Source organism: Vibrio sp. 16 (assembly GCF_963681195.1).
GTDB classification, from domain to species: Bacteria; Pseudomonadota; Gammaproteobacteria; order Enterobacterales; family Vibrionaceae; genus Vibrio; species Vibrio sinaloensis_D.
The window spans coordinates 1297870-1313067 of the sequence record NZ_OY808998.1 but is presented as its reverse complement, the minus strand read 5'-3'; the positions used below and the strand labels follow the sequence as shown (position 1 = coordinate 1313067).

11 protein-coding genes are annotated in these 15198 nt (G+C 45.7%); 2 read left to right on the top strand and 9 right to left on the bottom strand.

Annotation, left to right across the window (positions count from 1 at the left end; all coding sequences use genetic code 11):
* Positions 1-358 precede the first annotated feature (358 nt).
* From U9J37_RS20145 to U9J37_RS20120, 6 genes are all read right to left on the bottom strand, one after another.
* Positions 359-859 carry a lysozyme inhibitor LprI family protein gene (locus U9J37_RS20145; RefSeq protein WP_005473604.1) on the bottom strand — a complete coding sequence of 167 codons (501 nt, stop codon included), beginning with the start codon at positions 857-859 and terminating at the stop codon, positions 359-361.
* Between the two features lie 348 nt (positions 860-1207).
* Positions 1208-2239, bottom strand: coding sequence for an L-threonine 3-dehydrogenase (tdh, locus tag U9J37_RS20140; protein WP_005473627.1), 1032 nt, complete (start codon positions 2237-2239; stop codon positions 1208-1210).
* A 79-nt stretch (positions 2240-2318) separates the two neighbouring features.
* On the bottom strand, positions 2319-3512 hold the full coding sequence (locus U9J37_RS20135) for a glycine C-acetyltransferase (RefSeq protein WP_005473712.1): 1194 nt from the start codon (positions 3510-3512) through the stop codon (positions 2319-2321).
* A 212-nt stretch (positions 3513-3724) separates the two neighbouring features.
* Positions 3725-6049 (bottom strand): putative bifunctional diguanylate cyclase/phosphodiesterase, encoded by a 2325-nt coding sequence (locus U9J37_RS20130; protein WP_005473639.1) that lies wholly within the window; start codon positions 6047-6049, stop codon positions 3725-3727.
* On the bottom strand, positions 6046-6978 hold the full coding sequence (locus tag U9J37_RS20125; protein WP_005473688.1) for a transporter substrate-binding domain-containing protein: 933 nt from the start codon (positions 6976-6978) through the stop codon (positions 6046-6048). Before U9J37_RS20125 ends, U9J37_RS20130 begins: the two co-directional genes overlap by 4 nt.
* A 58-nt stretch (positions 6979-7036) precedes the next feature.
* Complete coding sequence (locus U9J37_RS20120) at positions 7037-8437, bottom strand: aminotransferase class V-fold PLP-dependent enzyme (protein ID WP_005473633.1); 1401 nt, start codon at positions 8435-8437, stop codon at positions 7037-7039.
* Positions 8438-9212: 775 nt separating this feature from the next.
* Here U9J37_RS20120 and U9J37_RS20115 point away from each other — a divergent pair.
* Positions 9213-10160, top strand: coding sequence for a LysR family transcriptional regulator (locus U9J37_RS20115; RefSeq protein ID WP_005473649.1), 948 nt, complete (start codon positions 9213-9215; stop codon positions 10158-10160).
* A gap of 2 nt (positions 10161-10162) precedes the next feature.
* Here the strand turns inward: U9J37_RS20115 and U9J37_RS20110 are convergent, their stop codons facing one another.
* The 3 genes from U9J37_RS20110 to U9J37_RS20100 form a co-directional block, all read right to left on the bottom strand.
* A complete protein-coding gene (locus U9J37_RS20110) occupies positions 10163-10519 on the bottom strand; it encodes a hypothetical protein (RefSeq protein ID WP_005473658.1) in 357 nt (118 codons plus the stop codon).
* Between the two features lie 141 nt (positions 10520-10660).
* The gene (locus U9J37_RS20105; protein WP_038136418.1) at positions 10661-11044 is read right to left on the bottom strand and encodes a cytochrome b562; all 384 of its coding nucleotides are present in this window, start codon (positions 11042-11044) and stop codon (positions 10661-10663) included.
* A gap of 79 nt (positions 11045-11123) precedes the next feature.
* Positions 11124-11867 (bottom strand): phosphatase, encoded by a 744-nt coding sequence (locus tag U9J37_RS20100; RefSeq protein ID WP_043887151.1) that lies wholly within the window; start codon positions 11865-11867, stop codon positions 11124-11126.
* 155 nt (positions 11868-12022) lie between these two features.
* Between U9J37_RS20100 and U9J37_RS20095 the strand changes: the two genes are divergently transcribed.
* Entirely contained in the window at positions 12023-14902 is a 2880-nt protein-coding gene (locus U9J37_RS20095) for an HD domain-containing phosphohydrolase (RefSeq protein ID WP_005473655.1), read from the top strand.
* Positions 14903-15198: the final 296 nt, after the last annotated feature.

Sequence of the window (15198 nt, the reverse complement as noted above, 5' to 3'; positions counted from 1 at the left end):
TGCATATTGCTGCGTTTTGGTGGATTTAAAAGACACCCTAAATCGCCGAATAGGCAACCTTTCTCACCGGTACACCTTTAAGAGGCAACTTACGCTTCTTTGCCACCTATCGACAAGATAGTGTTCATAGATTCGATAACATTCGTTGTGTAAGTAGCCTTACGGATGTCTTGACGGTACTCATCTCCATGGTATGCAGTTTTAATATCGTGTCACCCATCGACCGAGAATGGGGTTGAGGGCTATATACGAGTAGAGGCTCAAAAGTAGTATCACGAACTCTTTCTTATCCACATTGTCTTCAAGGCTTAAACCTCGAATTACACAGATTGCGCTACCCAGCACCACTCATTTCTGGTTACTCTTCGCAGTAAGTTGTGTTTGGTCGAGAGGCATCGCAGATAATGCCTCCCCACTGATAGGCCGTTTTTCCAGATACCAGCACCTTAAACCAAGGGTAGCCGTTCCAATAAGCGGCTTCTTCTTGCAAGATAACGATCGCCTGCCTCTCATAGGTTGAGCCCACTTGCTCTGACTCTAATGTCGGTGATTCACGAAGGACGCCACCCCAAGAAAAGGCAAACGACTCTATCGCTTTTAAGGTTGCTAGTCGCTCTAGGCTTCGTTCCTTAAGGCAGTCAAAACTGTACTCACACTCGTTTCTCTGCGTTACCCACGCTCTCTGAACTTGGCGTAGAGTCTGTTTGTCTTTCTCTAAAGCGGCGTCGCTAAGCGATTGACGATACTGTTTGGCGATCAATCGATCCAGGCTAGAGAGTTCTTGACTACCGCAAATGGCGTGCTCTGCTACATGGCTGACGTTGTCACAATTATAACTCGGCTCCGCGTTGGCTAGCATAGGAAAGGCCCCTATCAATAGAGCGGCCAAAGAGTATATGCGCATAAGTACCTCAATGATGGTCAAAATATTTGCCTAGTGTATGACGTTGCCAGCACAGAGCCAATCACCGATTTGTTTTGGGTCAGTTATGTGGCAGCTGAAGGCCAAAAATTGGGATAATCAGGGCCCCGTAACCTTGGTCATGCTTAGGGTTCCAATTGCTCTTATTGTAAAAAGTGACGCCTCGAATTCAATCGAGGCGTCATTCGTTTTCTTCGGATGATCCATGTACAAATAATACTGTTTTGGGCATCCACTTTTCTAATAGCCATTAAGTGGATGAGCCTTTATTGCCCTAGTCGCACCCTACTCCCAATCAAGGATAACTTTGCCAGAAAGCCCGCTACGCATAGCGTCGAAGCCTTTTTGGAAGTCATCAATCTTGTAGTGGTGAGTGATGATTGGCGTTAGATCTAGACCTGATTGAATCAATGAAGCCATCTTGTACCACGTCTCGAACATTTCGCGGCCGTAGATACCTTTGATCACCAGGCCTTTGAAGATAACTTGGTTCCAGTCGATACCCATATCTGATGGTGGAATACCTAACAGCGCAATGCGACCACCGTGGTTCATTGTTGCAAGCATAGAGCTAAACGCCGCTTGAACACCTGACATTTCAAGACCCACATCAAAGCCTTCTGTCATGCCCAGCTCAGCCATAACATCTTCTAACTTCTCTTCAGCAACGTTTACTGCGCGCGTTACGCCCATCTTACGAGCAAGGTCTAAGCGATATTCGTTTACATCTGTAATAACAACGTGGCGAGCACCAACGTGTTTCGCGACTGCCGCTGCCATGATGCCGATTGGACCAGCACCCGTGATCAGCACGTCTTCGCCTACTAGATCGAAAGAAAGCGCTGTGTGTACTGCGTTACCAAACGGGTCAAAGATAGACGCAAGATCGTCAGAGATGCCTTCAGGAATTTTGAACGCGTTGAATGCTGGGATCACTAGGTATTCTGCGAATGCACCTTCGCGGTTAACCCCCACACCAATCGTGTTACGACATAAGTGAGTACGGCCGCCACGACAGTTACGACAGTGACCACAGGTGATGTGACCTTCGCCAGATACGCGGTCACCGATTTCAAAGCCACGCACTTCCTGACCAATTTCAACCACTTCGCCCACGTACTCGTGACCGACAACCATAGGCACTGGGATGGTCTTTTGTGACCATTCATCCCAGTTGTAGATGTGTACGTCTGTACCACAGATCGCGGTTTTCTTAATTTTAATCAGAATGTCGTTGTGGCCAACTTGCGGTTTTTCAACCTCAGTCATCCAGATGCCTTCTTCAGGCTTTAGCTTAGAAAGAGCTTTGATTTTCATATTGTTACCTAATTCATCTCGCCCAGCAATTGGGCGAGAATCAAAAATAGTGGTTATCTAGATTCGACTTGAGTCAGACTTAGATGATGCCCATGTCTTTACCAACTGCGATGAAGGCATCGATTGCTCGGTCTAGTTGCTCACGAGAATGCGCTGCAGACATTTGAGTACGGATACGCGCTTGACCTTTTGGTACAACGGGGAATGAGAAGCCGATTACGTAAATGCCTTTCTCTAGAGCGCGCTCTGCGAATTCAGCCGCTACTTTTGCGTCGCCAAGCATGATTGGAATGATTGCGTGATCAGCACCACCCATTGTGAAACCAGCGTCTTCCATGCGAGTACGGAAGTGTGCTGCGTTTTCCCATAGGCGGTCACGTAGGTCGCCGCTCTCTTCTAGTAGGTCTAGAACGCGGATAGAAGCGCTTACGATTGCTGGTGCAACAGAGTTAGAGAATAGGTATGGACGAGAACGCTGACGTAGCCAGTCAATCACTTCCGCTTTACCAGACGTGTAACCGCCTGAAGCGCCGCCCATTGCTTTACCTAGCGTACCAGTGATGATGTCGATACGGTCAACCACGTTGTGGTGCTCGTGCGTACCTGCACCTGTTTTACCCATAAAGCCAACAGCGTGAGAGTCATCAACCATCGTCAATGCGCCGTACTTCTCTGCTAGGTCGCAGATAGCTGGAAGGTTTGCTACTACGCCGTCCATTGAGAACACGCCGTCCGTTACGATAAGAATGTGGCGAGCGCCTGCTTCTTTCGCAGCGATCAGTTGTTGCTCTAGCTCTTCCATGTTGTTGTTTGAGTAGCGGAAACGCATCGCTTTACATAGACGAACACCATCGATGATTGACGCGTGGTTTAGTGCGTCAGAGATGATTGCGTCTTCTTTGCCTAGAATCGTTTCAAATAGGCCCGCGTTTGCGTCGAAACATGATGTGTAAAGAATCGTGTCTTCTTTACCTAGGAACTTAGAAAGCTTCTGCTCAAGCTCTTTGTGGATGTCTTGAGTACCACAGATGAAACGTACTGAAGCCATACCAAAACCGTGCTCGTCCATGCCTGCTTTACCCGCTTCGATAAGTGCAGGGTGGTTAGCAAGACCAAGGTAGTTATTCGCACAGAAGTTGAGTACTTCTTCACCAGTAGAGATTTTAACAGCCGCTTGCTGTTGAGACGTGATGATACGCTCTGCTTTGTAAAGGCCTTCCGCCTTCACTTCTTCAATTTGCTGCTGAATCTGTTGGTAAAATGCAGAAGACATTCGCAATTCCTTCCTGTTTATAGTGTCGAGTATTCACTCGATTAGAATTAGGTTGAGCCTTTACGTGACGGGCATCACAGGCACTTACTTATCAATTAAGTGTAGTGTAATTCAAGGAAGGAAAAACGATTATCCCTCAAGGTGGAAAAGCATTAATGAATCCGAGGCACGAATCCAGTTAATGCTTTTCTATGAGGTTGTAATGAAAGGAGTTATAGCCAAGTCGGCTTCGCTAAAAGTGCTTCAAAGTCCTTAGCAGGCAATGGTCGGCTATAGTGGAAACCTTGTCCGAACTCACAATTTAGGTTTTTCAGGTAATCCACATGACGTTGTTCTTCTATGCCCTCTGCGACGATCTTAAGATTGAGCGCTTTCGCCATCGCAATAATCACGTTCACAAGTTCACGGTCGGACTCATTTTCAAACATGTTCTGCAAGAAGCTGCGGTCGATCTTAAGGCGATCAAACGGGAACTTCTGCAAGTAACTTAATGCGGAATAACCGGTACCAAAATCATCAATGGTGAGTTTCGCGCCAAGTGATCGTAGGTTGTGTAACATTTCCATCAGGTCGCCACTGTGATTGAAGAGCAAGCTTTCCGTAACTTCCACATCGAACATTTCAGCAGGCAGTGTCGACTCTTCGAGGTGCTGTTTGATCTGGTCAAAGAGGCGCTCACAGTATCTAAACTGCACACTTGAAAAGTTTACCGACACAAACAGAGGTGCAACAGATTGCCAGTGAGCCGCCTGTTGGCACGCTTGGCGAATCGCAAAATCCCCTAGCTGATGAATCAAACCGTTCTTCTCAGCTATCGCGATAAATTCTTCAGGGTTAACAAAACCGAACTTATCGTCGTTCCAACGCATCAAGGCTTCGGCACCAACAATCTTACCGCTATCAAGTTCAATGATTGGCTGATAGTAAAGCTCAAGAAGATTATGAGATATTGCATGACGAAGGCGGCTTTCTAATTCTAAGAAGCGCTGTAAGTCTTGATTCATGTTGTGATCATAGAAGCAGAATGCATTGCGACCATCTTGCTTCACGCGGTACATTGCCATGTCGGCGCAGGCAAGAAGCTGTTCCACATTGCCTCCATCCTGAGGATACATCGACATTCCGACACTTGCCGAAAGGAAGAACTCATGGTTTTGCCAAACGAACGGTTCATTGAACACAGACAGGACAGTTGTTGCAAAACGTTTTGCGCTGTCAGCATCTTGTAAATCAGGGATAACCAAGAGGAACTCATCGCCGCCAATACGCGCGAGCAAATCGGTCTTACGTACTGCATTTTGTAAGCGTTCTGCCGCCAGTTTCAACACTTCGTCTCCAACAAAGTGCCCCATGGAGTCATTGATTTGTTTGAAGTGGTCGAGGTCGATGAACATGACCAATACGTTTGAACCCACTCGCTCGGCGCGTGACAGTTCCAAAGCCAAGCGCTCTGAGCCATAAACGCGATTTGGCAGACCTGTTAGCGAGTCATGTTTCGCTTGAAATGCGAGTTCTTCTTCCGACGCTTTTCGGCGTTCGACTTCACTCGCCAAACGCTGATTTTGCTCAGACAAAAACTCTTTGCGCTTTTTCTCTTCTTCTAGCTTTATTTTAAGCCCTACACGCGTGTTATTGAGATTAAACGCGTAAAGTAGGCCGACCACGATCATTATGGCTAGCACACTTAGCCCGGTAATAAAGGCTTGTGAGGTATATAGGTCGCGCTCGCTCAAGGATTCAAACCATGCCATTAACTTAAAATGGTGGTGGTCGACGGGCACTTCAAAGTAGATCTTCTCCGCGAGTGCTACATTCAGTTCCTTGGTGGATGTGGCGTCAATATCTAGAGTCCGGCTGATAGAATCCCAGACTTTCATCTCTGCGTCGTTTATTTGCAGAACCAGTCGGCTATAGCTGTCTTCATGTTCTTGATTGGTTAACTGTGCAATGACCACCGCTTTGTTGATATCCGCGATCAGATAACCGACCGCTTTACCAGAAAACATAACGGGTTTGACAACTTGAATGACAACGCCGGACGCACTTTGAAACGCAGTCACCCCATCAGACCTTGACTCTACGTCTATAAAACGGGAAGTATCGATCAAGGTGCGCGCGCTTTTTTCAGTACTGGCGATGGTAGAGCCATCGAGTGCGGTCAAGGTTATCTGTCGGTAAATTATTTGATTGTTGACCGCTTTACTGCTCGACTTCTCCACGAGCTTGCGTTTCAGATTAATCAAGCTGGCGCCGAGGCCATACTCCATGGACATACCCGATGCGAGATTGGCGAAAAACGTTTGTACCGTTCTATCGGTCGATAAATGGTCAATATCTTCACTCGCTAGCGTAAACAAATTGTCCAATGTACTCGCATAACTTTTAACTTTAAGGTCAAGTTCTCTATATTGGGCCGCTTTAAGTTTATCTTGACCCAAACTGGTGACCGTAATAATCATCGCCAAATAAAGCGACACTAATATTGCGCAAACGGAAATGATCTTCTGGCTTGATATTTTTCTTGCAGACTGCTTCATATACTTTTCTTACTGTCTTCTAAGAAGTAATCATTGTAAAAGTAGTAAATCGACGGGTAGTATTTTTCGACCAATGCTTGGTACGTACCATCTTGTTTAATTGATTGTAAATATTGATTGAAAGCCGCTTTTAATTCTGGAGAGTTTTTACGAAATGCCACCGCCATGCGCTGATGCTCAGAGATAGGACCGATCACTTTGATTTCTCCAGGCCATTTCTCCAGTGCAATCAATGTATCGGCAACATCAAGCAAGGTGCTCTCCGCGTCGTTTTTCATGATAGCTGGAACCATTTCATTCAAACGTCGCTGAACGCTAGGCAAAATCACATTGGCACCAATGTCGTATAAGTTATAGAGATTTGGATCTAAGCATGAGTGCTCCATCGCCATCACGTCTCTACCAGAGATAAGCGATTTGACCATCGCGATATCTTGTTGGATTGAGCCCGTGGGCTTAATAGGTTTCAATGTGGAATCGCTGCGAGCAACCAACCAGACTGCGGAAGGAAAGTAGTCATCCGAGAAATCTAGAACTTCTTTTCGCCAATCAAGAATGGTCACACCATTAGCGATTAAGTCACCTTCGATGGGCATGTCATCACCAACGACCAATCTAGCGTTTTTATACTCCACTTGCTGGCCAGTCAACTTACCCACAACGTTGTTCCACTTGCCTGGAACGTATTCATAGCGAACGTTTAAAGAGCGTGCGAACCCTTTAATGATCTCAACATCCAGCCCCGTTAGCGTTTGAACCTCTCCTTGGTCAATATAAGAAACAAAGTTTGCGTACGGAACACCAATATGGCGCAGAACTCCGCTCTCCTTAATTCTCTCCAGATCACTGGCTAATGCAGATTGTGGTAGCAGAGAAGTTAAGCCCACAACAAGCGCCGTTATCTTTCGTGTCCAGCGTTTCACTGACATGGTGAGATTTCCTCTCTTTGACAAAGCGCCCTACATCGGGCGCTTTCATTTATCTTTATTAGAATGAGTAATATAGGTCGACGATCGCTTCAACCAATCCATCAACGTCTCTTTCATCGTGGAATAGATGAGTCGAAATTCGCAAAGCGTGGGTCTGGTGCGCATCGTCTTTATGCACCTTGAAGCTCGTTGTGCGAATAATGTAGCCATACTCTTCACGTAATCGGTCACGGAACAGGGTTAAGCGCTCTTTGTCTGTCACATCACTGAGTGGGTTAAAGGTGGTTAGACCACTCATTAGCCCTTCTACGTTGGGTGAGTACATTTTGGCATCAGGCAGCGCATAACTCAGTTGGGTTTTACATTGCTGGCTAAGCTCAAGAATGCGCGCTTCGATTCGATCACGGCCGATCTCATCCCACATCTTGCAACTCTCAACAAGCGCTTGCTTTGCTGGGTAGTTGTCATTGCCAATGTATTGCATTTGCAACTGCTTACCTAAGTGGTCAGCATGGGATAGTGAAGAGTTAATCAACCACAATGGATTGTCTCGATCACTCCAATACTCATTGAGGCGGTTGCCGTTGTCACGTACATACAAGATTCCCGTTGCACCTGGGCCACATTGCCATTTGTGTCCAGAGCCAGCATAGAAATCACAATCCATATCATGAAAGTCTAAGTCAAACATACCCACGGTATGAGCGCCGTCAACCAGCGTAGGAATTTGATGTTGTTTAGCTAGGGAGCAGATCTCTTTTGCTGGTAGAGCCGTTCCGGTTTTGTATGTGATATGTGAAAACACGATTAAGCGAACGTTCTGGTGCGCTTCAATCGCTTCTCGAAACGCTTCAATATAATCTTGTTGTGTCACCTCTTCTGTACCAGTAAAAACTGGAAGCTGGATCTCGACCACTTCCACACCAAATCGGTGCTTAACAACGTTTAATGGCGACATTGCCGCAATGTGTTCATGGTGGGTGGTGAGGATGACGTCACCCGGTTGAAAATGGAGACCATTAATAATAGAGCAGAGACCATCAGTGGTGTTTCTGCTGAGAATAATTTCATCTGGGTTGGCGCCAAACCCTGGGGCGACATCAGCGACCATCTCAGCGACATAAGGCCAAGAGCCAAATTTGTTCTTCATATCCCAAGGATATTTCGCCACCAGCTTATTGTTATCTTCATAACCTTCAAGCACATGTTTCGGCATGGAGCCTGTGGTGCCAATGTTCATGTAGGTTGTTCGTCTATCCAAAACGAACTGCTTTTTCACTTTTCGCCAAAAACGTCGACTGTTTCGTTGACGCTGTTGATTCCAATCAATTCGGGGTTGCTGCGCTTGAACTACACCAGAAAAAGCCGAAGCACTGACGCCAGCCACAACGGCACCCGTTGCACCTTTCAAAAAACTACGGCGGCTACGATTGGTTTGATTAGATTCCTTGTCGCTCATGTTTTAATCCTTGTCGGAAGTTTAGCCATATCATTTTATTATTAATTATCACTCACTTGCTAAGCGCAGATTATCACTGAATAGTTCTATAGTTTATATTTACAACGGCTATTAAGTGAGGTTAGTTCCAACAATCATCAATGGCGCTGATATAATAAGCAGCTTTATGCAAATTAAATAAATAACACCGATAAACGCAAAGCCATCGTTATATAATTAACCAACACGTCAGTCGTGTTAATTTTATAAACACCCCCTAACCTGCACTTAAATTTATATTTAACTACTCGTATTTCTTGATAGTAACTTCTGAAATTTATGCATTGTCATTGGCTATAGTAAATTGCGTCTAAATTAAATGCATACACCAAACATTTAATTGATACTGCACATTTAGGCAGTAAAAACAAAACTGAGAACGTACTGACATGATGTCGTTTGGATACAGAATCATCCAAACTGGTATTCTTCCAAGTGATCAATAACAATCATCACACTTCACCTCTCGGTCAAGTGTGATTGTTGAATTTGAGGCACAAATGAGGTGTACTAGCGGCGGTCTAAAGCAATTGTGACGCCGAAAAGGAAAAAGACAACCAGGGCAGCCAGTAGAATGTTTTCAAGCATTGCCCAAAGATCGAGTAAATAATATGCCTGCTGCATTGGATTACCTCCATAGGTCAATGGCAAGTAAAATACCTTACGCAGGCAGAGTAAAACCCGATCATTCTCTCAAAAAATCCTTATTTATAAACATTTTAATATGTGAAGATATATGAATAACACCAAGCTCATTGCCCTTCTCCCTGATTTAGCAAGCTTCATTTTAATCGTTGAAGAAGGCAGTTTTACCGCAGCTGCAAAGAAGCTCGATGTCACGCCATCCGCGTTGAGTAAAATGGTCACAAGGCTAGAACACTCACTGTCGGTGAAACTTTTTGAGAGAACAACGCGTAAATTGATCATCACGCAATCTGGGCAACAAGTGTATGACCAAGCGATCATCATGGTGAATGCAGCAAAGCAAGCCGTGGAACTGTCGACCTCCGATCACACTGAAATGCGTGGCGCGCTGACCGTTGCCGCTCCGGAAGCCTTCCTCAACTCTGTCCTACAGCCTTTTGTTGTGCCCTTCCTCAAAAAGTACCCTGACATCCAACTCAAACTGCGCGCTGCCGATGGTGAAATCGACATTATTCGCCACAACATCGACGTCGCATTTAAACTCACCGACAAACCGGATGAAAATCTGGTACTCAAAGAAATTGGCAGTACCAATCTGGTTCTTTGCGCGAGCCCAGAATACCTTACTCAGCGCACTACCCCCATGCACCCAACCGAACTCTCCCATCATGATTGTTTGTATCTAGCGGAAAACGATCGCGATCATATCTGGGACTTTTTCAAAGACGACGAATACCATTCCATCGCAGTGAAAGGGCGATACGCCGTCAACCACTCGCAAATGCGTTTAACTGGTGTTAAGAACGATCTAGGAATCGGGATTTTTCACGACTTCGTGATTGCAGATGCGCTCAAACGAGGCGAAGTGATACAAGTATTGGAAGATTGGACGATAAAAAGCAACTATCACGGCGGAGTTGCGATGCAATATGCGCAAACCAAATATATGCCTGCTAGATTGCGAGCCTTCATCGACTACGTGACAGAAGAGTTGAGAGGCCGCCTGTTTGATAACGGGAATAACAGTGGAACAGAGTAACGTTAAGAATTAGCGGTGTGCGGAGGCGCTCTCGGGACGGCTAACTCATAACGCAAGCTTAGAGCCAAATAAGCATACGCATGAACCTTAGCCAAGCGATGGTTGGTTAAGTAGAGTGGTGTTGGAAGCGAATCCTGATGGAAGGTCGAAAAGTGACTAAATGGACAAGGTTTGCTGTGCTGAGTGGTCGAACTGCCCTCTTCAACTTGAACAAGAACGAAACCGTTAATGGTACAGAGGGTCGCCCATACGCCCGCCGAAGAGCCGTGCGCGTTGATCACAGGCATCAGAGTGACCAGTACCCAACTTAGAGCACTTGCCGCTAACATGATTTTCTGGAACTTGGCGATGTGTCTCATGACGGCCCTCAGCAATTAGAGGGTCACTATATAACGAACGAGCAATAAAAGCCCGAATTGAGCGATTAAAACTCGTTCACTGTCATAAGATTTTCAATAAAGAGACGTGCCCACTCAAAGCAGTCAACTGTAGATGACGGTTTAACCGAACAGCTTGCTCCAAATACTTGGGTTACGTTTGTCGTGGTATTCCTCACGCAAAGCATCAACCTGTCGGAGTTCTTGCTTCGCCGCGTCCAGATCACCCTGTTCTAGTTTCGCGTCAACTGCGTCAAGCGCTTGAGATAACTTTGTGAAGCCCTCAAAGTAGAGATCAAATTTTTCTGGTGGGTAATCACCACGTTTTGATTGCTCGACCAAATCAGAGAGATTGTCGACGGCGGCTTGCATACGCACGATCTCGGTTGCTTCTGCAGCCTGTTTAAATTCCACTTTCATCTGCTTCATTGTTGCTTTCAGATCAAAGTCTGACGCATAAACATTCGCAGACAACATCAGAGCTAGGGCTGGTAATAACTTTCTCATCTCGTTTTTCTTATTAGCTATTTAGGGAGTTGCAGTGTACTGAAAAGCAAAGTCTCTGTGTAACGAATTTTGTTTCGACTTATAAATGCTCAAACTCCTCAATTGGAGCTCGACCGCGACGTGCTAAAAAGTCTAAAAACTGACGCGCGCTATGGGTAATCACTTGCTCCTTCGGCACCGCGACTTTTTCAAGCAAGTCTGAAACCAGATCAAGGTTGCCAATGTCTTGGCAGAAATGGGCATCACTGCCTGTGGTAAAAAAGACGCCGATCTCTTTGCCTAATGTGGCGATGTCATAGCACCGCTCGACGCTGCCCACACGGCTGTTTCCGCGCAAAGTCGTGTTGTTGATTTCGATAGCCACATTGTGGGCTTTGGCACAGGTTAACACCGCCTCAAAATCAAAGTCGTAATTGGGATTGCCTAAATGGCCAAGAGCGTCAACACGGCCACCTTGAATCACATTGATCAAAGCTTCAGTATGCGCTGACTTGCTATCCGGTTTAAACACTGCTTCATGGAAACTGGCGATCGCCCAATCAAGATGACGATCAGTCGTGGGATGGATATCCACATCACCATTTGAATTTAGAATATTCGATTCTACACCTCGGATAACACCAACACCCTCTATAAATCTGGGCAGAACACGTTGATTGGTAAAAAACCAATAGTGTGGTGCACCCGGCATGGACTCCGCGTGGTCCGTGGTACAAAACAGGGTTAAGCCTTTTGCTTTCGCCGCCTTCGCATTCTCTACGAGTGTGCTGTATGCATGACCACTTGCATAGGTATGAGTATGAGTATCGATTTGTAGTTTCATCCTGTATTCACGCCCTTGAATCAAAGAAGCTTCATGGTAACAAGGTTTTACTTCAGTTTCTCCCATTCCTCCTTTATGGACGAATATCGTAGTGATTTTATGCACTCCCATCACTTTCGGCTAATACTTAGTAAGTTAATCACTAAAGGTGAACCATGAGAAAACGCAAATACTCACTCAGCATTCACATAACGAGCTTATTTTTGATCCTCACCACATTAGTAGGATCGGTACTGATTGCGATTAGCTACCGCCATGCCCAAGAACTGTTAGCTGGCAGCGCCAAAGCTCTGAGTGAGGAAAACAGTCGACAGCTTGAATCCACGTTTCAGCTAAAAACGGGTCCCATTCTGACGACACTCGATTTCATGGCATTCAGTACTATTGTTGAAGAAAACGTCAAACCAGAAAAAGAGCGCCGACTCCTAACCTCCATTAACCTCATTTTTCAACGCAGCCCTGGCTTGGTCGCCTTATATTCCGCCAATGAACAAGGCCACCTAACACTCTTTCGATCTTTACGCTCAAATCAAGACCGCGACCGATTTAAAGCTCCGGATGACGCGACATTTATGATCAACCAAACCGCCGTTGACGGAACCAATGTGTTCTTCTTTCTCGATGAGAATTACGCCACGATTGAGACAAGGAAAACCAACGACAACCAGTTCGATCCTCGCAGTAGACCGTGGTTTCAAAACGCTAAGCAAGATGGCAATATTCGCCTGACCGAGCCCTACTTTTTCTACTTTTTAAAAACCAATGGGATGACGTTTTCCAGGCGCAGTCCCGATGGCAACTCTGTCGTCGGTGCAGATTTCACACTGGACTCTCTCTCTGAACAAATCGCCCAACTCGGTTATTCGAAGTCAAGCAAGCTGATTCTTTTTGATAACCAGTTTCGTGTTCTGGCTCAGCACAAAAGTGGCGTTGAGCTCGGCGGCGATGACCAAGTCGCAAGGGAAATGTTAGAGAAGAGCCTTTTCGCTGGCATACTCGATCGTGTCTCTAGTCAAATACTGTATGAAAAAGCCACCGCGGAGGGTATCGATTGGTCCATCACTCTCACGCCCGTCAATTTGAATCGACACACTCGCATCCTTTTAGCTGAAGCGACGCCTCAAGATGATTTGCTCTCTAACTTATTGTCGCTACGAGACAAACAGATTACCGTTGCGTTCTCACTGATGGCGATGAGTTTCGTCGTTGTTTGGTTTGTGGCACAAAGGCTTGCAACCCCGTTACAAAATTTGATGTATCAGACTGACAGCATTGCCCGTTTTGATTTCAAGAAAACACGATACTCAAAGAGTGTGATCAAAGAAGTAGCCAACTTGACCACATCTATCGAACTGATGGAACACACGTTGCACGATCTTCTCCGCCTACTGCGTGAAACCGCAAGCAACCAAGATTTCTCTGTATTGGCAAAAACCATTACCCATCAAAGCTACTTGGTTACCCGAGCCGAAACCATTGTGCTCTATACCAAAGAGTCTTCAGATAGCCCATTTGATGTCGCAGCCAACCACGCGATTATCCCGTTTAAAATCGACATCAACGCATTTCTAAAATCGACCGCTTGGATACTCAAGGATTTATCAAAAGGCGACGTGCTTCACTTTAACCGTGCAGACAACACGGTCGCCAAGTACAAAAACAACCTCTACAACTCCGACTTTTATTTGTTCCCGTTGATCAACCGAAACAATGAGCTGGTCGGTATCCTGTTACTTGGATATGAACGAGCCATCACTCAAGAGCAAAGCGATAAGCACGCTTTTTTACGTGAGCTCCTCAGCTTTGCTCAACTCGCAAAAGAAAACATCGATAAAATCCGCGAACAAAAAGAGATGCTCAATGCCTTTGTTGAGCTTATTGCCTCGGCCATAGACACCAAATCCCCCTACACTGGCAGCCACTGTCAACGTGTGCCTAAGCTGTCCAAAATGCTCACTCAAGCGGCATGTGCCGACAAACAGTACTTTTCAAACTTCTCGATGAATGACAGCGAATGGGAAGCGCTACATTTGGCTGCTTGGCTTCATGACTGTGGCAAAGTAACCACACCTGAATACGTAATCGACAAAGCGACCAAACTAGAAACCATCTACGATCGCATTCATGAAGTCCGAATGCGTTTTGAATTGCTAAAAGCGCAAGCAGAAATCGACTATTGGCAAGCAAGAGCAAATGACCAAGGCAATGAGGAACAACGGATCGCGGATCTCAACGCCACCCACCAACAATTAGATGAAGACTTCGCGTTTGTCGCTCAGTGTAATATCGGCGGCGAAAGTATGGACGATGACTCGATTCAAAGGCTAGAGCAGATTAGCCAGTATCAATGGAAGCGCACATTGGATGATCGGCTCGGCGTCTCTTGGATTGAAAAACAACGCGCCGGGAAACCGCAAACTTTACCGGTAATGGAGCCGTTGCTGTTCGACAAACCTGTTCATCATGTCCCGTGGCCAGATAACGTGAACCCTAAAGATGTTTGGCAAGAAGCTTTTGTTTTGCAACCTGGAGAGCTCAAATACAACCGGGGCGAGCTGTACAATCTATCCATCAAACGTGGCACATTGAATGACGAAGAGCGATTCATTATCAATGACCATATAATCCAAACCATCACGATGCTCAATCGCTTGCCCTATCCTGAACATCTGAAACAAGTATCCGAAATCGCTTGTGGCCACCATGAAAGGATCGACGGTAAAGGCTACCCGAAAGGACTAGCGGAGCACCAGCTTTCTATTCCTGCACGAGTCATGGCGATCGCTGATGTTTTTGAAGCCTTGACCTCAAGTGACAGACCTTACAAGAAGGCAAAAACACTCACTGAGTCAATCAACATCATGACCGATATGGCAACGTCTGGACATATCGACCCGAAACTCTACTTGCTGTTCTTGGAGCAATCGCTCGACCAAGAGTACGCATCACTCTTCCTTCACGAGGATCAAATCACGGACTTTGACAGGAGCGCCCATATATACAGAGTCAAAGCGCATCTAAAAGATAGATTTTGACACCATGCTACTTGCCCTTTGATAGAGTTTTAACTCTAAATAGGAATAAGTAACCAACAAATAACTTCACCCTTAAAATCAATGCATTACAAAAAAACCAGTCATAATTTAATCGATTGCCTTCTCAAAGGTTGATGTATATCAAATAGTCGTAGACAATACGCTGCCGAATCGAGAGTGAACTCGCTTTGCATAGGCATTACCTTGCTCAACAGGTCGTGCCAAGATGCACTGTCGGTTTTACCTATCAGAGCAATAGGTAAGACCAATTATCAAAAACTTATTACCACTGTTAG